Origin of the sequence: Streptomyces abikoensis (assembly GCF_014648775.1) — a bacterium.
Classification (GTDB): domain Bacteria; phylum Actinomycetota; class Actinomycetes; order Streptomycetales; family Streptomycetaceae; genus Streptomyces; species Streptomyces abikoensis.
On sequence record NZ_BMRT01000015.1, the window covers coordinates 33,586 to 53,014 of the forward strand.

The 19,429-nt window shown below is 73.3% G+C and carries 12 protein-coding genes; 2 read left to right on the forward strand and 10 right to left on the reverse strand.

Annotated elements, in window-relative coordinates; all coding sequences use genetic code 11:
* The first annotated feature begins 29 nt into the window (after positions 1 to 29).
* Positions 30 to 1,877 (forward strand): glycosyltransferase family 2 protein, encoded by a 1,848-nt coding sequence (locus IE096_RS30165; RefSeq protein WP_189457124.1) that lies wholly within the window; start codon positions 30 to 32, stop codon positions 1,875 to 1,877.
* A gap of 65 nt (positions 1,878 to 1,942) precedes the next feature.
* On the opposite strand, the gene IE096_RS30170 is transcribed toward IE096_RS30165, so the two are convergent.
* The 6 genes from IE096_RS30170 to manB all read right to left on the reverse strand — a co-directional run bounded on the left by IE096_RS30170 (position 1,943) and on the right by manB (position 10,898).
* Positions 1,943 to 3,142: a glycosyltransferase gene (locus IE096_RS30170; RefSeq protein WP_229820718.1), complete on the reverse strand. Its 1,200-nt coding sequence runs from the start codon at positions 3,140 to 3,142 to the stop codon at positions 1,943 to 1,945.
* Positions 3,139 to 5,997 carry a bifunctional glycosyltransferase/CDP-glycerol:glycerophosphate glycerophosphotransferase gene (locus IE096_RS30175; protein ID WP_189457127.1) on the reverse strand — a complete coding sequence of 953 codons (2,859 nt, stop codon included), beginning with the start codon at positions 5,995 to 5,997 and terminating at the stop codon, positions 3,139 to 3,141. The genes IE096_RS30170 and IE096_RS30175 overlap by 4 nt, the downstream gene beginning before the upstream one ends.
* A 2-nt stretch (positions 5,998 to 5,999) precedes the next feature.
* Complete coding sequence (locus IE096_RS30180; RefSeq protein ID WP_189457129.1) at positions 6,000 to 7,298, reverse strand: glycosyltransferase family 87 protein; 1,299 nt, start codon at positions 7,296 to 7,298, stop codon at positions 6,000 to 6,002.
* Positions 7,295 to 8,872, reverse strand: coding sequence for a hypothetical protein (locus tag IE096_RS30185; RefSeq protein WP_189457131.1), 1,578 nt, complete (start codon positions 8,870 to 8,872; stop codon positions 7,295 to 7,297). The genes IE096_RS30180 and IE096_RS30185 overlap by 4 nt, the downstream gene beginning before the upstream one ends.
* 3 nt (positions 8,873 to 8,875) lie before the next feature.
* Positions 8,876 to 9,691 carry a polyprenol monophosphomannose synthase gene (locus tag IE096_RS30190; protein WP_189457133.1) on the reverse strand — a complete coding sequence of 272 codons (816 nt, stop codon included), beginning with the start codon at positions 9,689 to 9,691 and terminating at the stop codon, positions 8,876 to 8,878.
* A gap of 127 nt (positions 9,692 to 9,818) precedes the next feature.
* Entirely contained in the window at positions 9,819 to 10,898 is a 1,080-nt protein-coding gene (gene manB, locus IE096_RS30195; protein ID WP_189457135.1) for a mannose-1-phosphate guanylyltransferase, read from the reverse strand.
* Positions 10,899 to 11,031: 133 nt separating this feature from the next.
* On the opposite strand from manB, the gene IE096_RS30200 reads away from it, so the two are divergent.
* The gene (locus IE096_RS30200; protein WP_189457166.1) at positions 11,032 to 11,595 is read left to right on the forward strand and encodes a GtrA family protein; all 564 of its coding nucleotides are present in this window, start codon (positions 11,032 to 11,034) and stop codon (positions 11,593 to 11,595) included.
* On the opposite strand, the gene IE096_RS30205 is transcribed toward IE096_RS30200, so the two are convergent.
* The 4 genes from IE096_RS30205 to IE096_RS30220 form a co-directional block, all read right to left on the reverse strand.
* Positions 11,523 to 12,683 (reverse strand): hypothetical protein, encoded by a 1,161-nt coding sequence (locus tag IE096_RS30205; protein WP_189457137.1) that lies wholly within the window; start codon positions 12,681 to 12,683, stop codon positions 11,523 to 11,525. The genes IE096_RS30200 and IE096_RS30205 overlap by 73 nt on opposite strands.
* Before the next feature lie 84 nt (positions 12,684 to 12,767).
* Positions 12,768 to 17,774, reverse strand: a complete 5,007-nt coding sequence (locus tag IE096_RS30210) for an NAD-glutamate dehydrogenase (RefSeq protein WP_189457138.1) — start codon at positions 17,772 to 17,774, stop codon at positions 12,768 to 12,770.
* A 331-nt stretch (positions 17,775 to 18,105) separates the two neighbouring features.
* A complete protein-coding gene (locus IE096_RS30215; protein ID WP_189457168.1) occupies positions 18,106 to 18,813 on the reverse strand; it encodes an HAD family hydrolase in 708 nt (235 codons plus the stop codon).
* 50 nt (positions 18,814 to 18,863) lie between these two features.
* Positions 18,864 to 19,367: a DUF6912 family protein gene (locus tag IE096_RS30220; RefSeq protein ID WP_189457139.1), complete on the reverse strand. Its 504-nt coding sequence runs from the start codon at positions 19,365 to 19,367 to the stop codon at positions 18,864 to 18,866.
* Between the last annotated feature and the right edge of the window lie 62 nt (positions 19,368 to 19,429).

Here is a 19,429-nt window from a genome sequence, read left to right on the forward strand (position 1 = left end):
CGCATACTTATTGGATAAAACTGTGCTTTATGGCAGTGAACGGGAGTGGAATCCCTGTCGCGCACCCCGCCGCCGGGCATCCGGCGGCCGCCCCGGCCGACGCCCGCGTCGGCGTCGTCGTCATCGGCTACGACGACGCCGCCCACATCGGCCACGCCGTGCGCTCCGCCCTCGGCCAGGGCCCGGCCGTCACCGAGGTCGTCGCCGTGGACGACGCGTCCACCGACGGCACCGGGGCCCTCCTCGACCGGCTGGCCGCGCGCGAACCCCGGCTGCGCGTCCTCCACCGGGCCGTCAACAGCGGTGGCTGCGGCACCCCCCGCAACGACGGCCTCCGGGCCGTCACCACGCCCTATGTGATGTTCCTCGACAGCGACGACGTCCTGCCCCGGGGCGCGGTGGCCGCCCTGCTGCGCGGCGCCCTGGCCCACGACGCGCCGGTGACGGCGGGGCTGTGCGTCCGCAGGGAACTCCCCCGGCGGCGCGACACGCCCTGGCAGCCCGCCCTCTACCGGCGGCCCGCCGTCCACGCCTCCCCCGAGGAGCACCCGGCGCTGCTGCGCGACACGCTGTGCGTCAACAAGCTCTACGCCCGCCACTTCCTCGACACGCACGGCATCCACTTCCCCGAAGGCCCGTTCCCCTACGAGGACTTCGTCTTCAGCGCCCGCGTCATGGCGGCGGGTCCGCGCGTGGCCGTCGTCCCGGACCCGGTCTACGTCTGGCACGTGCGCCGGGGCGCGGCCCGGCCCTCGATCTCCCTGGACCGCGAGCGGGTGGCCAACTGGCAGGCGCGCGTCCGCGCCCACGAGCGGGCCGTGGAGGTCTTCCGCGACGCCGGCAACGAGCCGCTCGCCCACGCCGCCCGGGTGAAGTTCCTCGACCACGACCTGCGGATGTACGTCCGGGAGCTGCCCGGCCACGGCCCGGCGTACCGCGCGGCCTGGTGGCGGGCGGCGCGCGCCGCGCTGGCCGCCTGCGACGAGGCGGACCTGCGCGCCGCCCGGGCCCCGGCCCGCTGGATCGCCCGGGTCGTGCTCGCCTCCGAGACGCCGCGCGATCTGGACCGGCTCGCCCAGCTGGCCGCCCGGCCCGCCCGGCTGCTGCCGCCCTACGCCGAGGCGGCGGGGCGGCCGGTCTGGGCGGCGGACCTGCCGAGGGCCGTCCTCGACGGCCTCACCGGCCCGGGCGCCAAGCCGGCCCGCCGCCTGCCGGTCACCGTCGACGCCGCCCTGCGCCGCCGCGCGGGGCGCGGCCGCCACGCCGAACTCCGGCTTCGGGTGCACGAGCTGTACGGCCGGCTGGCGGCGGCCCGGCCGCACGGCGTCGCCGTCGAGCTCCGCCTGCGGGACGGCACCTCCGTCCAGGAACACCCCGCCTCGCCATGGCCGGACGGGCTGGACGAGCCGGATGGGCTGGGCGAGCCGGATGGGCTGCACGAGCCGGACGGATCGGGTAGGCCAAGCGGCGGCGGACCGGTCGCGCCGGGCGCCGCGACCTCGTGGGTGGTCTCCGTGCCCGTGGACCTCGCGGCGCTGGCCGCGCGCGGGCGCCTCGACGCCAGGGCCCGCAGGGCCCTGGCGACCGGGCCACAGGCCTGGGACGTCCGCGTCCGCATCCACTGCGCCCGCGGCGGGACCCTGCGGACGGCCGTACGGGCCGTGGGCGCCGGCTCCCGGCCCGCCGTGCTGCTCGGCGCGCGGTACGGCCTGTTGCTGGCGCAGCCGCACGCCACGGCGAGCGGTTCGCTCGTCCTTCGGCTCGCGCCCGGCGTCCGCTGCGCGCTCGGTGTCGCCCTGCGCAGGGCCCGTACGCTCCTGCCCCTGCTGCCCTTCCTGCGGCGCACGGCGGCGGCCCGTACCGACGGTCGCCCCTAGCCTCACGACGCTCATGCCCCATCCCCCCTTGTGTGCCGTCTCTTGTGGCCGGTCCGGTGGCGGACCTAGCGGTCGATCTCCTCGAACAGCGCCTCCCAGCGGTCCAGGACCGCCGGGAGGGCCAGTGGCGCGACGTGTTCGCGCGCGGCCCGCCCATAGCGTTCGCGCGCCGGGCCGTCCCCCATCAGCTCCCCCAGCGCGGTCGCGAACGCCGCCGTGTCCCCGCGCGGCACGAGCGTTCCCGTACGTCCGTGGACGACCAGCTCGCGGACGCCGCCCGACAGGTCGAAGCTCACGCAGGGCACTCCGGCGGCGGACGCCTCGGCGAGGGCCATCGGCCGTCCTTCGCGCTCGCTGGTGAGGGCCACCAGCGACAGCTCCCGGTAGGCGGCGGCCATGTCGCGGACGGTGCCCCGGAAGCGGACCCTGTGCTCGATGCCGAGCCGGGCCGCCCGCGCCCTCAGTTCCGGCTCCTGGGGGCCGTCGCCGAAGAAGTGCAGCTCCCAGCCGGGGTGTTCGGCCGAGGCTGCGGCGAAGGCGTCGAGCAGCCGGTCCAGCCGTTTGACCGGTTCCAGCCGCCCGACCGCGCCGACGCGCCGGCCGTCCAGGGGCGCGGGGGTGAGGGGAGCGAAGGGCAGCGGATTGGGCATCACTCCGGCGTTCGGCAGCCGTCTGCGACGGAATTCCGCCGCGTCCGGCTCGCTGAGGAACAGCGACTTCTCCAGCGCCGGATAGTGCCGCAGGATCAGCTCCAGGTTGACGGACGCCCGCGCCTGGTGGAAAGACTCGTGGTACTGGCCGATGGCCCGCACGCGGGCCGGCCGCGCCACCGACTCCAGCCAGACCGCCGCCCAGGGCGAACCGGCGATCACATACCCCCTGCCGTCCTCCGGTGTCCCGGCGAACCGTCGGGCGAGAAGCTCCCGGGCCCGCTGTCGCTCCCGGCGTTCGGCCCGTGCCGACCACAGCCGCGCCGGGCTCAGCCGCTCGGCGAGGGAGTCCGCCCGCCAGGAGGGCGGAGCGGGCGCCCGGTAGAGCGTGGTCCGCCGGTAGGCGGGGTCGGCGATGTACGCGTGGGGCCGGGGGCTCGGCCGGATGCCGATGAGCTCGACGGCGTGGCCGCGCTCGGCGAACCCCTGGGCGAGGGTGTGCAGCACCCGCTGGGAGCCGCCCGTCGAATCGACGTCGATGCCGAGGAGGAACAGGCGCCTCCGGCAGGCCGGAGCCGAAGCCCTCGCCCCGGGCCGCCCGTCGTGGCGGTTCACCGGTCGCTCCCCACGAAGAACTGGTCCACCACGGCCTTGCTCGACCATCCGGTCTCCAGAGGGTTGAACCGCTCATGGAAGCGGGCGTACGCCCCGGCCCACCGCTCGCGCACCCCCGACAGATCGGCCAGCGCCGCCGCCAGTTCCTTCGTGGTGGTGAGCATCGGGCCGGGGGCGATGTCCGGCAGCTCGTAGTAGGCGCCGCGCGAGACGGAGCGGTAGTCCTCGTAGTCGTCGGTGTAGAGGAGGATGGGCCGGCCCAGGTTGGCGTAGTCGAACATCACCGACGAGTAGTCCGTGAGCAGGGCGTCCGAGGCGAGCTGCAGATCGTTGAGATCGGTGAACTCCCTTCCGTCGCGCACCGCGTGCCCGAGCTCGCGGGGCACGGTGAACCGGTCGTAGTAGTGCGGGCGGACCACGACCGTCCACTCCTCGCCGACCGCGCCGACGAGCTCCGTCAGGTCGATCCGGATCGACGCCCCGCTGCCGCGCTCGCCGTCCCGGAACGTCGGGGCGTACAGCAGCACCTTCCGGCCGTCGGGGATCTGCAGTCGCTCCCGGGCGCGGACCGCGCGGTCGCGCTGCTCCGGCTCGTTCCAGCGGACGAGGACGTCGTTGCGCGGCAGCCCGGTGCGCAGCAGCCGGCCCGCGTAGCCGTTGGCCCGCACGAAGGTCCGCTCGAACTCTTCGCTGGGGGAGATCAGCGCGTCCCAGCGGGCCACCGTCGCGCGGTGCCGTCGGCGCCGCTCGGGACTGGCCAGCCGCAGCTCGGGGATATCGAACCCCATGTGCTTGAACGCCTGGCCGTGCCAGGTCTGGAGGTAGCGGGTGCCCGCGCGTTTGGCGTAGGACGCCGGGAAGCCGTGCGAGTCCACCCAGTAGCGCGCCCGGGCGACCGTACGGGCGTGCTCCCAGCTGCCGCGCCGGACGAGCTCCACGCCCTCGGGGAAGGAGGACCGGTCGCCGGTGTACGACCAGACCGCGCGGAGGGGGAGTCCGCGCCGGACGAGTTCCTCGTGGATGTAGCGGGGGCTGTCGGCGTAGCCGCGCCCTTCCAGGGCCTCGAAGACGACCAGCCGGTCGTCGATGGGCAGTTTCCGCAGCTCGTGGTAGGCGAGGGCCTTGGCGCGCGGCCCTGTCGCGCGGCGGATCAGCCGGTGGGCGCGGCGCAGAACCGGCCGGGCGGGGACGAGGGCCTCGGCCCGGCCGAGGGCGCCCGTCCGCTCCCAGGCGAGCTCGAACCGTCCGGCTCCGTGTCCTTCGCATCCCGCCCGCACCAGGTGCCCGCCGATCCGCGCCCGCAGGGACGGCGCCGGGGCGGGGGCCAGCAGCGGATCGGCGCGGGTCAGGCCCTGCCGGGTGAGCACCACGTGGGGGTGGCGCCGGCCCCGGAACCCGGTGGGCCCGAGGGGCACCCGGCGGAGATCGATCTCGACCCGGGCGGTACGCGCCTCCGCACCTCCCGCGCCCCCCGTGCCCTCCGTGCCCTCCGTGCCCTCCGTGCCCTCCGTGCCCTCCGCAGTCTCCTCGCCCGGCTCGTAGCGGAGGGGGACGACGAGGGGCTCGGTGGTCACGGCGACGCGCAGTTCCGCCGTGACGGGCACGGGCCCGGCCAGCAGCCGTGCGGGGTCGTAGGTGCGCAGGGTGAGGCGCAGGCGGCTTCCGGCCGGTTCGACGTGCGTCACCTCGTGCCGCAGGGGGCCGGTGGTGAAGGGCTGGTCGTCCAGGCGCCATTCGGTGATGTCCAGTTCCCGGGCGGCCCGTTCGTCCCCGGGCAGTTCCCGTCCCCAGTACCGGCGCCCGGTGGCGTCGCGCACGGTGTGGCGGGGGGCGACGCGGGGCCGGTCCAGGCTGCGCGCGCATTCGGCGGCCTCGTCGAGGCGGCCGGTGAGGAGCAGGTACTGGCAGACGCGTTGTTCGCGCGACACCGTCTCCCAGGCGCCGGGGGCGATGCCGGCGAGGTAGGGGCCGACGAGCGCGGCGAACTCCTCGATCCACCGCCGGTCGCGGAAGGGCAGGTCGCCGAGGTGGAGGCGGAGGTCGTGCCGGAGGAACTTGGCGTCCTTCGCGGGCCGCAGATCGGCGTGGCCCGACTCCTCCAGGAAGGCGTCGACGCGCCGGGCGACGGCGACGCGGTCGGCGACGTTCCGTAGTTTGTGGCGGCTGGAGGAGATGGAGGGGCCGGCGGCCGGGTCGCCCGCGAGCCGCCAGGTGTAGACGGGCCAGGGGACGACGGCGAAGGACCGGGCCAGGGTGAGGGCTTGGGCGGTGAAGAGCTGGTCCTCGTAGTGCAGGTCCTCCGGGAAGCGCAGGCCGTGCCGGGCGAGGAAGGCGGCGCGGTAGAGCTTGTTGGTGGAGAGGTGGTCGAGGAGGTATTCGGGGGCGGCGCGCAGGCCCGCGACGAGGCGGGTGTCGCCGAAGAGCTCGGGGTACCACAGGGCGGTGGTGCCGCTCTTCTCGAAGATCCGGGTGACCTCGCCGGTGACGAGGTCGGCTCCGGTCTCCTCCGCGGTCAGCAGCAGCGATTTGCAGGCGTGGTAGGGGAGTTCGTCGTCACTGTCGAGGAACATCACATAGGGGGCGCGGGCGGCGGCGAGGCCGGCATTGCGCGGGGCGCCGCAGCCGCCGCTGTTGACCGGGAGCCGCAGCAGGCGCACACGTGGGTCACCGGCGGCCAGTTCCCGGGCGACGCGGGGAGTGTCGTCCGTCGAGCAGTCGTCGACGACGATCGCTTCGAGGTGGCGCAGCGACTGCCCGAGGACCGACTGGACGGCGCGCGGCAGCCGCCCGGCGTCATTGTGGACGATCACTACTACGCTGACCTCCGGGGTGGCGGAGGGCGCGGGAGCGGACATGTTCACCTCGCTTCGGGATCGGGCCGTGCCTCGGCCCCTGAACGCCGGGCCTCGGCCTCCGAACGACGCCGGGCCTCGACCTCCGAACACAGAGAGTAATCACAACTACTCTCCGTGACAACCCCCTCGTTCCACACCCTCCCCCTTTCCCGCCACGCCGCGAGTCCCAGCACCACCGCCAGCCCGCCGAACATCACCACGTCCCGGAAGGCGTGATGCCGCGCGCTGTCCACCCCCGGCCACGGCACACCGCCCAACTGCGGCACCAGAGGCACCCAGAACCACACCGACCTCGCCGCCGCCCCCCGTACCGCCACCGACGCGGCCAGCGAAGGCACCACGACCAGCGCGTAGTTGAGGAACGACGGCCGCGAGACCACGAAAGCGGCCAGCATCAGCAGCGCCGCGCACTCCACCAGCCGCAGCGCCTGGTCACCCCCGCACCGCCACCGCAGCCACGCGAAGTACAGCACCGCCGTCCCGGCCACCGCCGCCAGCGCGAACGCCAGGAGGTGCGGCACCCCCAGCCGGGGCAGCACGGCAGGCCACGAGGCGTCGTACGGACGGGCGTACGCGTCCTGACCGTGCAACAGGAACGGCAGCGTCCGGGTGAAGAACAGCCCCGGCCTCGGCAACGCGACCGCCGCCGACAGCGAGATCACGGCGGGCAGCCCCAGCGCCCACGCCAACGCCCGCCACTGCCGCGCCAGGAGGAACAGCAGGAACAGCGGCACCAGCATCGGCTTCAGCGCGACGGCCGCCCCGACCACCATGCCCGCCGCGGACCACCGCCCGTGCCGCGCCAGCAGGAGGGCCGCCGGAAAGGCGACCACCGACGCCGCCGTCCAGTTGCCCAGGAAGACCAGGCTCTGGAAGGGCAGGAACAGCGCCGTCCCCAGCGCCAGCGCCACCGCCAGCCGGCTGTCCGCCCGGACCCCGAAGATCCGCAGCGCCAGCACCCCGCCCACCGCGACCAGCGCGCCCGTCACCACCGGCACGGCGTAGAACAGCACCTTCTCCGGGAACGGCGTCTGCGGCAGCGCCGCGAACACCGCCCCCGGCGGATACAGGAAACGTTTGTCCGCGTACGGCGACCCGCCGCTCAACAGCGCCCGCGCCGCCCGCACCACGACCGCGTTGTCGATACCGGAACGCGCCTTGCCGTACGCCCGCACCGAGCTCAGGGTGAACACCAGCGCCGCCGAGACCAGCGCCGGCACGGGAGCCCGGCCGCGCAGCCACCCGGCGGCCGCGTCCCCGAAGGACGGCCCGGCCACCGGCGCGGTCTCCGTCGCGCTCATCGTCCGACGACCTCCAGCAGCACGCGCCCGCCCGGCCCCTGGGCCGCCTTCCTGAGCGCGGGATCGCCGGGCGCCAGGCCCGCCGCCCCGTTCTTCCGCAACACCCACCGCACGCCGTACTCCTTGAGGATGCCGAGCCGTTCGGCCCGGGAGGTGACCGGGGCGAAGTAGCGCCGCGTGGCGTCGCGTCGCCGCTTCTCGTCGGGGAGGAAGAGGTCGGGATAGGCCGGCGCGACGGTGTACGGGCCGTACGCGGGGAGCATCCGCAGCGCGTAGTAGTCGTCCGTCATCACCGTCGCCCCTTTGGGCACGTGCGCCGCGACCCAGCCGAAACGCGGCCACAGCGCGATGACGGGCGCCTCGCGCAGCCCGGGCGGCACCGCCTCCCGCCGCAGCACGTACGACAGCACCCCCGCCTGCGCCCACGCCCCCGCCAGCAGCGCCGCCACCGCCACCACCGGCAGAGCGCGCCGCACACTCCGCCGCCGCCCACCACCCGCCCCACGGTCCGCCCCACGGCCGTCGAGAGCCTCGGCCGTCTCGACGGCGAGCGCGAGCTGAGCCGGGATCAGCACGGCCGGCAGCGCCCTCCCCCACGCGTAGTGCCCGCTCACCCACCCCGCCGAGACGACCACCACGCCCAGCCCGAAGAGGAGCGCCAGGGGATCGCGGCGATCACGCCACCACCGCGCCCCGAGAGCGGCCACCCCCACGGCCACCAGGCAGAACCGCTCCGCCGCCCGGCCGTAGAGCGCCCGGTGGACGGGGTCCAGCCCGCCCCCGCCGAGCAGCGCGGGAAACGAGTAGTACGGCCAGCACAGCGGCAGCACCAGGGCCACGGCACCCCCCGCCGCCACCAGCGCCCACCCGGCCCCGGCCGGCCCCGGCCGCGTCCCCAGCAGCACCGCCAGGACGCCCAGCACCGCCACCACCCCGGTGAACTGATGCACCAGCAGCACCGAACCCAGCAGGAACCCCAGCCCCAGATGCCCCGGCAGCCCCCAGCCGGCCGTCCGTGCCCGGCGCAGCAGCGCCCACAGCCAGCAGGAGAGACCCAGGGCGAAGGTGCCCGGGTAGGCGAGGGTCAGGCTGAGCGAGGCCAGCCCCGGCATCCCGCTCCACGCGAACGGCACCACCCCGTAGAGCAGCAGCACGCACAGCAGCGCGAGCGGGACGGCCGTCCGCGCCCGGCTGAACGTCCGGGTGAAGGCCGCGAGGCCCGTGGCCAGCAGCACGAGACCGGCCAGACCGGCCAGCCGCAGCACGCCGAAGGTGCCCCAGCCGGTCGCCCTCGCGACCAGGGCCAGCGCGACCGTCCAGGGCGAGTAGTACGGACTCGGCGTGTCCTCGTCCACCAGGGGGTTGCCCGGGTGGATCAGGTCCGCTCGCAGCCGCTCCAGGACGGCGGCGTGCATCCCCAGGTCGCCGGACCACGGCAGCCGCACCACCATGAGCAGCAGCAGGACGCCCAGCAGCAGGACGGCGACCGCGGCCGCCCGGCGCGGCAGACCCGCCCGGCGCGGCATGCGCACCCGGGGGAACGACGGCGCCCTGAAGGCCGTGGGCGGGCTCACGGGTCAGCGGGCACGCTTGCCGGCCGCCGGGCCGCGGAGCGTTCTGGACCGCAGCCGCCAGGGCATGGCCACGGATTCGAGCTGCACGGCCAGGTTCATCTTCGACTCCCCGGCGGTGCGGTCCTCGAAGTGGATGGGCACCTCCATGACCGTGAAACCGGCGCGCAGCGCGCGGTACTTGGTCTCGACCTGGAAGCTGTAGCCCGCGCTGTCGACGCTGCCGAGGCCCACGGCCCGCAGCGCGTCCGCGCTCCACAGGTTGAAGCCGCTGGTGATGTCACGGACGCGCGTGCCGAGGATCCCGCTGGCGTAGGCGTTCGCCCAGCGGGAGAGCAGCTTGCGGTGGGCCTTCCAGGCGTCGGAGAGGGTGCCCCCGGGCACGTACCGGCTGCCGACGACCACGTCCGCGCCGGTGGCGAGGGCGACGCCGAGCATCTCGGAGATCTTGCCGGTGGGGTGGCTGCCGTCGGCGTCCATCTGGAGCACGTACTCGGCGCCCTCGGCCACGGCCCGCTCCATGCCCGCCGCGTAGGCGCGGCCGAGGCCGTCCTTGGTGGTGCGGTGCATGACGCCCATGCGCGTCCGGCCGGGCTCGTTGTACTTCTCCGCCAGTTGTTCGGCGACGGTGCCCGTGCCGTCGGGGCTGTTGTCGTCGACCACCAGCAGCCGCAGCCCTTCGAGGGGCAGGGCCATGAGGGCCTCGGCCATGGTGGGCAGGTTCTGCGCCTCGTTGTACGTCGGCATCACCACGGTGAGCGGGGTACGGCCCCATTCGGCGGGCAGCGGGGTCGCGGCGGCGGGGGTGCGCGGAGGGCTCATGGGCGGATCCTCGGCAGACGGAGAGGGCCAATCGGGCGGCTGTCGACAGTTGGTGGTCGACGGACGTTCAAACGCTGAAGACGGTCAAACACTAAGTCGGTGTTCGCACGGGGGCAGGCCGTGACGCTCAGACGGCCGAGAAGCGGATGGCGGCGTCGGGGATCGCCGTCCCGCACCAGACGCGCGCCCCCTCGCGCAGCTCGTTGTCCGCGCCGATGTCGGAGCGGTCCCCAATCACCACGTCGTCGAGGAGGGTCCGGGGGCCGACCCGGGCGCCGGTGCCGATCATGGACGCCCGGACGCGCGCGCCCTCCTCGATCCGGGCGCCGTCCAGCACGACGGAGCCCTCCACGACGGCGCCCGCCGCAATGTACGCGCCGGCGCCCACCACCGTGCCGCCCAGCAACCGCGCCCCGTCCGCCACCCGCGCCCCGGGCAGCACCAGGAACTCACCGGGGTCGCCGGGGACGGCCGGGGAGTGGACGACGCCGCGCACGAGGTCGGCGGACGCCTGGACGAAGGCGGCGGGGCGGCCCAGGTCCAGCCAGTAGGAGGCGTCGACCACCCCGTGCAGCACGGCCCGGGCGGCCAGCAGCCCGGGGAAGGTCTCCCGCTCGACGGAGACCGGCCGCCCCTGCGGGATGGTGTCGATGACCTCGCGCCGGAAGACGTAGGCCCCGGCGTTGATCTGGTCGGTGACGATCTCCTCGGGGCGGCGCGGCTTCTCGGTGAAGGCCAGGACCCGGCCGTCGGGGTCGGTGGGGACCAGACCGAACGCGCGGGGGTCGGCCACCCGGGTGAGATGGAGGGTGACGTCGGCCTGCGCCCGCTCGTGGCGCAGCAGCAGGTCGCCGATGTCGAGGCCGGTGAGGATGTCGCCGTTGAAGACGAGCACCGGTTCGGTGGGCCCGGAGGTCAGGGCGATGGAGGCCTGCCGGATGGCCCCGCCCGTGCCCAGCGGCTCCTCCTCGTGGACGTAGGTGAGCCGCAGGCCGTGGGCGGAGCCGTCGCCGAAGTACGGCTCGAAGACCTCGGCGAGGTAGGAGGTGGCGAGGACGACGTGCTTCACGCCGGCGGCTCTGGCGCGGGCCAGCTGATGGGCGAGGAAGGGCACCCCGGCGGCCGGGACCATGGGTTTCGGCGTGTTGATGGTGAGCGGCCGGAGCCGGGTTCCCTTGCCTCCGACGAGCAGTACCGCCTCAGTCATGCCAGTTCCTCGTCATACCAGACCCTCGCCCATTGTGGTCACTTCGTCGCACTGCGTCAGTTTTTGCGGCAATTTACACTACAATCGGTTGTCTAAGCGCGATGTCCGCTACGCGTGGCGACCGTATCTGGAGATGCCCTTGCGACCGACGGAATCGAGGGAAGGACTTTCGCCCGGCCGGGGGAGGCTGACGGCGCTGGTCCGGGAGTTCGCGAAGTTCGGCACGGTGGGCGGCCTGGGGATCTTCGTCAACCTCGGCGTCTTCAATGTGTGCCGGGGGGCCACCGGGCTGCCGGTGGTGCGCTGCAGCGTGGTCGCGACGGCCGTCGCCATCGCCTTCAACTATCTGGGGCTGCGCCACTTCACCTACCGCGACCGCGACAAGAGCCGGCGCAGCAGGGAGATCGCCCTCTTCGCGGCCTTCAGCGGCATCGGACTGGTGATCGAGAACGGTGTCCTCTACGTCGCCACCTACGGCTTCGGCTGGGGCGGGGCGCTGCTCGGCAACCTCTTCAAGTTCCTGGGCATCGGCACGGCGACCTTGTTCCGCTTCTGGTCCTACCGGGCCTGGGTCTTCAGGGCCCTGCCGGGGCGGGCGATCCGCCACGACTCTCCCCACGGGGATCACGGCGATCCGTCGAACAGCACGAGCAACCCGGCCGCGTACCAACCCGAGACCACCGCACCTCCACCGTAGAGACACACCCGCACCCCCAGCGGAACACGCGCGAGCGGCCGGGCCGCCAACAGCAGCGGAACCGGCAGGAACGGCAGCATGAAACGTGGTTTGGAGTACGGCGAGCCCGGCGTCGCCACCATCAGCAGCCAGGCCCCGGCGACGACCGCGACCAGCGGCCAGGGCACCCGCCGGTCCAGCGCCAGCGCCACCACGGCCGCCGCCGTCAGCAGGACCACGGCGAGCACGGCCGTGTGGCGCACGTCGGCGACCGCGCGGGGATCACCGTAGAGCAGGACCTGCCGCAGGAAGTCCGCGGTGCCCGCGCCGAAGTCGAACGTCTGCCCCCAGGCCCGCTCCGCCTCGAACCAGCCGTCCCACCGCCCCACCCGGCTGCCCAGATAGAGCCAGCCGGCCAGCAGCCCCAGTGGTGCCAGGGCCAGCGCCGCCCACGGCCGGGCGCCGTCCCGGCGGCGCAGCAGGGCCACCGCGGCGGCCAGCAGCACCGTGGCGATCAGCACCGTCGCCGTCGGCCGTACGGCACCCGCCAGGGCGCACAGGACGCCCGCCGCGACCCAGCGGCGCCGCACCAGCGTCACCAGGGCCCACATCAGCAGGGCGCTGAAGACCGCCTCCGAGTACGGCACCCACAGCGCGAAGGCGTACGGCGAACAGGACCACAGCGCCACACACGCGTACCCGGCACCCCGGCCTCCCCCGCAGCACCGCACGAGCGTGTACACCCCGGCCCCGGCCACCGCCGCCGCGCACCAGGAGACCAGCACCCCGGCACAGTCGTGGGGCAGGCCGGTCACCAGGTGCAGACCGCGGATCAGCGCCGGGACGAGCGGGAAGAAGGCGAGCCGGCTGTAGTCGGGCGTGCCGTCGGGGCGGTGGGGGATGTGGGCGGGATAGCCCCGCTCGGCGATCCGGAGGTAGTTGCCGCTGTCCCAGCGGTACAGCAGCCAGCGCGCCCCATGCCCGAGGTGGTGGTTGACCAGCAGCAGGACGGCGAAGCCGACGGCGGCGACGGCCAGCTGGACGGCCGCCGCGACGACCGCCTCCCGGTACGCCGTCCGGGTGGTCGCGAGCCGCGGAACGACTGTCATCCGACTCTCTCACGCATGCGAAAAGGGCGGCCCCGGGGTTTTCCCCCGGAGCCGCCCCCTTCATGCCGGTGCGGCGGTCACCCGTCAGGTGTGCGAACGCAGCAGCGTGCGCATCGTGCGCATGGCCACCGACAGGTTGGCCAGGTCGAACGCGTCCGACCCGCGGATCTCGTCCAGCGTCGTCCGCGCCCGGGTCAGGATCGCGGCGTTCCGCTCCTCCCACTCGGCGAAGCGCTGCTCCGGCGTGGAGGAGCCGTTGCCCACCGAGAGGACCTCGGCCGTCAGCGCCGCGTGGGCCGCGTAGAGGTCCTCACGGATGGAGGCGCGGGCCATCGACTGCCAGCGGTCGGCGCGCGGCAGGTCGATGATGCGGTCCATCAGCTGGGTGATGTGCAGCCGGTCGGCCAGGTCGTAGTAGACCTCGGCGACGCCCAGCGGCTCCTTGCCCGTGCGCTCGGCGGTGGCGACGACGTCCAGCGCCGGGAAGACGGACGAGAAGCCCGCGACCTTGACCGCCAGCTCGGCGGGCACCTCGGCGGCGACGAGCTCGTCGTGGATGGACTGCCACCACTCCATGTCGGCGCCGCGCAGCAGCTTGGGCAGCTCGGCCCAGACCATGTCCACGCCGTCGCGGAAGAACGCGATGGTCTCCGCGAGCGCCAGCGGCTGCGGGCGGTTGTTGAGCAGCCAGCGGGTGCCGCGCTCGACCAGCCGGCGCGAGTGCAGCCGGATGCGGGTCTGGACGTCGGCGGCGACCACGTTGTCCAGGCCCTCGACGGCGTCCCAGACCTCGTTCAGGCTGAAGATCTCGCGGGCCGCGGTCTGCGCCCGGACGATCTCCTCCAGCGAGGCGCCGGTCTCCTCCCGCAGACGGTGGAGGAAGGTCGAGCCGCCGGAGTTGACCGTGTCGTTGACGAGGACGGTCGTGACGATCTCGCGGCGCAGCGCGTGGTTGTCGATCTGCTCGCCGAACGACGTGCGCAGGGCCTGCGGGAAGTAGGCGTAGAGCAGTCGCTGGAGGTACGGGTCGTCGGGCAGCTCGGTGGTGAGCAGCTCCTCCGCCGTAGTGATCTTGATGTAGGCGAGCAGGACGGCCAGCTCGGGCTGGGTCAGGCCGCGCCCGGCGGACAGCCGCTCCCGGATCTGCCGGTCGGTGGGCAGGAACTCCAGGGCGCGGTCGAGGTGGCCGTCGCGGGTGAGGCGGCGCATGATCCGCTGGTGGGCGTGGAGCAGGCTGGGCGCCTGGGCCACACCGTTGGCCAGGGCCACGTTCTGCGCGTAGTTGTTGCGCAGCACCAGCTCGCCGACCTCGTCGGTCATCTCCGCCAGCAGCTTGTTGCGCTGCTTGACGGTCATGTCGCCGTCGGTCACCAGGGCGTTGAGCAGGATCTTGATGTTCACCTCGTGGTCGGAGGTGTCCACGCCGGCGCTGTTGTCGATGGCGTCGGTGTTGACCCGGCCGCCGGTCGACTCGGGGCCGCCGGTGAGGGCGAACTCGATGCGGCCGAGCTGGGTCAGACCGAGGTTGCCGCCCTCGCCGACGACCTTGACGCGCAGGTCCCGGCCGTCGACGCGGATGGCGTCGTTGGCCTTGTCGCCCACGTCGCCGTGCGACTCGGTGGACGCCTTGACGTACGTGCCGATGCCGCCGTTCCACAGGAGGTCGACCGGGGAGCTGAGGATGGCCTTCATCAGCTCGGCGGGGGTCATCTTGGTGACGCCGGGGGCGATGCCCAGGGCCTCGCGCACATGGGCGTTGACCGGGATCGACTTGGCGCTGCGCGGGTGGACGCCGCCGCCCGCGGAGAGCAGCTTGGTGTTGTAGTCGGCCCAGGAGGAGCGGGGCAGCTCGAAGAGCCGGCGGCGCTCGGCGTAGGAGACGGCCGCGTCCGGGTTCGGGTCGATGAAGATGTGGCGGTGGTCGAAGGCGGCGACCAGGCGGATGTGCTCGGAGAGCAGCATGCCGTTGCCGAAGACGTCACCGGACATGTCGCCGACGCCGACGACCGTGAAGTCCTCGGTCTGGGTGTTGTGGCCCAGCTCGCGGAAGTGCCGCTTGACCGACTCCCAGGCGCCCCGGGCGGTGATGCCCATGCCCTTGTGGTCGTAGCCGGCCGAGCCGCCGGAGGCGAACGCGTCGCCCAGCCAGAAGCCGTAGGACTCGGCGACCTCGTTGGCGATGTCGGAGAAGGTCGCGGTGCCCTTGTCGGCGGCGACGACGAGGTAGGTGTCGTCCTCGTCGTGGCGGACGACGTTCTTGGGGTGGACGACCTCGCCGCCGACCATGTTGTCGGTGATGTCGAGCAGACCGGAGATGAAGGTCTTGTACGAGGCGATGCCCTCGGCCAGCCACGCGTCGCGGTCCACGGACGGGTCCGGGAGCCGCTTGCCGACGAAGCCGCCCTTGGCGCCGACGGGCACGATGACGGTGTTCTTCACCATCTGCGCCTTGACCAGGCCCAGGATCTCGGTGCGGAAGTCCTCGCGCCGGTCGGACCAGCGCAGACCGCCTCGGGCGACCTTGCCGAAGCGCAGGTGCACACCCTCGACGCGCGGCGAGTAGACCCAGATCTCGAAGGCCGGGCGGGGCGCGGGCAGGTCCGGGATGGCCTGCGGGTCCAGCTTCAGCGAGAGGTACGCGTGCGGCTCGCCCTGCTCGTCGCGCTGGAAGTGGTTGGTGCGCAGCGTGGCCTTGATGACGGTGAGGAAGGAGCGCAGGATGCGGTCCTCGTCCAGGCTCGCCACCTGGTCCAGGGCGCCGTCCAGCTCCTCCAGCAGGCCCTCGATCAGCTCGTTGCGGCCGTCCTGCGGGAGCGCCGGGGACATCCGGGCCTCGAACAGGTTGACCAGCAGGCGAGTGGTGTGGACGTTGTTGCTGAGGGTGTCCTCCATGTACGCCTGGCTGAAGGTCGTACCGGCCTGCCGGAGGTACTTGGCGTAGGCCCGCAGCACCATCGCCTGGCGCCAGTCGAGACCGGCCCGCAGCACGAGGTTGTTGAAGTTGTCGTTCTCCGCGGCGCCGGTCCACACGGCCGCGAAGGCCTCCTGGAAGCGGGCGCGCGCGTTGTCGCCCACGATGTTCTCGGGCAGCCGGAGCCCGAAGTCGTAGATCCAGGCGTTGGTCCGGTCGGCGCAGCGCAGCTCGTACGGGCGCTCGTCGACGACCTCGACGCCGAGCCGGTGGAGCACCGGCAGGACGGCGGAGAGGGAGACGGGCTCGCCCTTGCGGTAGATCTTGAAGCGGCGCTCGCCGGGGCCGGCGCCGACCGGCTCGTACAGGCTGAGCTCGAAGGCCCGGGCACCGCCGGCGGTGGTCAGCTTCTCCAGGTGGGCGAGGTCGGAGACGGCGCCGCGCGGGGAGTGGTCGGCCTTGTAGCCCTCGGGGAAGGCCTGGCCGTAGCGGCGCAGCAGCTCGGCGGCGCGCTCCTCGCCGACCTCGGCGGTGAGCGTCTCGGCGAAGCCGTCGGCCCAGGAGCGGGCGGCCTCCACCAGGCGGGCCTCGATGCGGTCGGCGTCGGCCTCGGAGAGCTCGGGCAGCGCGGAGCCGGGCTCGACGCGGACGACGAAGTGCAGCCGGGAGAGGACCGACTCGGTGTTCCAGGCCGTGAAGTCGACGCTGGTGCCGTTGAGCTCTTCCTTGAGGATGTCGATCAGGCGCAGCCGGACGCCGGTGGTGTAGCGGTCGCGCGGCAGGTAGACCAGGGCGGAGTAGAAGCGCCCGTACTCGTCGCGGCGCAGGTACAGCCGCAGCCGGCGGCGCTCCTGGAGGTAGAGCACGCTGGTGGCGATGGCGCGCAGCTGGTCGGCCTGGATCTGGAACAGCTCGTCGCGCGGGTAGGTCTCCAGGATCTGGAGGAGGTCGCGCCCGTCGTGGCTGTCGGGGCTGAAGCCGGCGTCCTCCAGGACCTGGGCGACCTTGCGGCGGATGACCGGGACGCGGCGGACGGACTCGGTGTAGGCGGCCGAGGAGAACAGGCCCAGGAAGCGGCGCTCGCCGACCACGTTGCCGGCGGCGTCGAACTTCTTCACCCCGATGTAGTCGAGGTAGGAGGGGCGGTGGACGGTGGCGCGGCTGTTGGCCTTGGTGAGGACGAGCAGCTTGTGCTCACGGGCCTTGGCGCGGGCGTCCGCCGGGAGCCGGCTGAAGGAGGCCGAGGAGGGGCGGGGCAGCGGGGCGTGGTGGCCCCCGTGGTGCCCGTCGGCGGTGTGCGGGGGGTCGGAGCGCAGCACGCCCAGGCCGGTGCCGGGGACGGCCGTGAGGACGTCCTCCTCCTCGCCGTCGGTGACGACCTTGGTCAGGTCGTACTCGCGGTAGCCGAGGAAGGTGAAGTGGTCGGCGGCCAGCCAGCGCAGCAGCTCACGGGCCTCGTCGAGCTCGGTCGACGGGACGTCGGCGGTCGGCTCCTCGGCCAGGCCCTCGGCGATGCGCAGCGCGGCGTCGCGCATCTTGCCCCAGTCCTCGACGGTCTCGCGGACGTCGGACAGGACGCGCAGCAGGTCGGCGGCGATCTGCTTGAGGTCGTCGCGGTCGGTCTCGCGGTCGGTCTCGACGTGGATCCAGGACTCGACGAGCGCGTCGTGCGGCAGCTCGGCGTCCTTGCCGTTGCCGTGCGCGTCGCAGGCGGAGCCGAGGACCTCCAGGAGGCGGCCGGTCACATCGCGGCGGACGACGACCTGCGGGTGGATGACGACGTGGATGCCGCGGTTCTGGCGGGAGAGCTCATTGGTGACGGAGTCGACGAGGAAGGGCATGTCGTCGGTGACGACCTCGACGACGGAGTGGCTGGACGTCCAGCCGTTCTCCTCGACCGTCGGCGTGTGGACGCGCACGTTCGCGGTGCCCTGCGGCCGGTTCTCGGCCAGCCGGTAGTGCGAGATGGCCGCGCCGTAGACGTCGACCGGGTCACGGCCGGTGAGGTCCTCGGGTGCGGTGTGCAGGTAGTAGCGCTGGAGGTAGGCGGTCAGGGTCTTCTGGTCGAGCCCGCCCTCGCCCTGGGGGCCGGCCGGGTGCGCTCCCCCGGGGCTGCCTTCAGCGACGCGGGCCGCCCGCTCGAGCAAATCGGCCTTTGCTTCGTCCAGCTTGGTCTGCATGTCCTCTGGCTCCTGTCGCGCGCCGTTGCGTGACATAGGTGGTGATGGCTTCACGTCGCGACGCGGGGTGTCCGGTCGTCACCGACGGTCCGCCGGGATGAGGGGTGGCCGGGCGGAACACGGCGAACGCCGTCAGGAGAGCCCGGCTCCGGGGATCCGCTGCGATGACCCGGGCGCGGTGGCGGCCCGGGAGCAGGACAGGGGCGACGGCGCCCCTGCTGGATATCGCGCTGATCACCTGGTAAGGCTATCGCTCTTCCCCCGGGACGCGTCCATGAGCAGCTTCTATACATTACGGCCACGAAACCTTCGCACTCTGGACAGCCCGGCCTCAGACAACGAGACGTTCCGCCTCGGCGACGGCCTCCTCCAGGCTGTCCACCACCGGAACGCCAGCCGCCGCGAGACTGCCCCGGCTGTGCGAACCGCCCGTGTACAGCACGGCGTGGGCACCGACATGCGCCGCCGCGACGGCGTCGTCCACGGCGTCCCCGATGACCACCGTACGACCGGCGGCCACACCGGACAGCCCCGCGAGATGGCGCGCCATGTGCTCCGTCTTGCTGCCGCCCGAAGGACCGGTGCGTCCGTCCACCCGGATGAATCTGCGTTCGATGCCGAAGCCCCGCACCAGCGGCAGCAGGTCCTCGTGCCCGTACATCGACATGATCGACTGGGTGCCGCCGGTGTCCTGCCAGCGCGCCAGCAGCGACTCGGCGCCGGCCGTGAGGCCGCAGCGTATGTGATGGTCCGCGTAGTGCCGGTGGAAGACGACGTCCATGTGGTCCCACTCGTCCTGGGTGGGGAGGCGGCCCATCAGGCGCTCGTAGAAGCGCGGGATCGGAACGCAGTACAGCTCCCGGTACCGGGCCAGGGTGATCGGCGCCAGGCCGATCTCGGCGAAGGCGGCGTTGGTCGCCGTGATCACCGCGTCGATGTCGTGGAACAGGGTGCCGTTCCAGTCCCAGACGATGTGCGGCGCGGCTTCCCCGCCCCGCTCCCCCGTGCCACGCTCGTGCCCTGTGCTCCGCGTGCCCATGCTGTGCGTCCCCATGCTCACGACCGTACCGTCCGGGTCCGACAGACCCCTCAGACGAGGTTCGGGATCTCCTGGACGCCGAACCACATCAGCTCGTGGTCGTCGGCGCCGTCCACGGTGAACTGCGCGTCGTCGTCGCCCTGGTCCGCCGCGCCCAGGGCCGCCGCGGCGGCGGCCACGTCCTCCTCGGCGTCGTCCGCGTCGACGTGCACCGAGGCCGCCTTCTTCAACGGCACCGCCTCCACCAGCCGCACCTCGCCGAGCGCCGACTGGTCCAGCCCGCGATCCGGGTCGGCGGTCACCGCCGCGTCGGGCACGTCGACCGCGACGACCACGCGCCGTCGCGGCGCCCGCGGATCCGCCGCCAGCCGCCGCAGCGAGCCCTGCGCGGCACGGCTGAGCGCCGCGTACTCCAGCTCCTCGATGTCGTCCGAGACGTACCACTCTCGCAGGGCGGGGGTGACGGCGTAGGCGTCCACCGGTGCCGGGCCCAGCAGGCCCGCCTTGTGCGCCTCGGCGAGGCTGTGGAGGGTCAGGGGGACGTAGACGCGCATGACCGCCGCTTTCCTGCTTCCTGAGGGCTTACGAACAGTGCTGCCAGCATACGGGCGCGAGT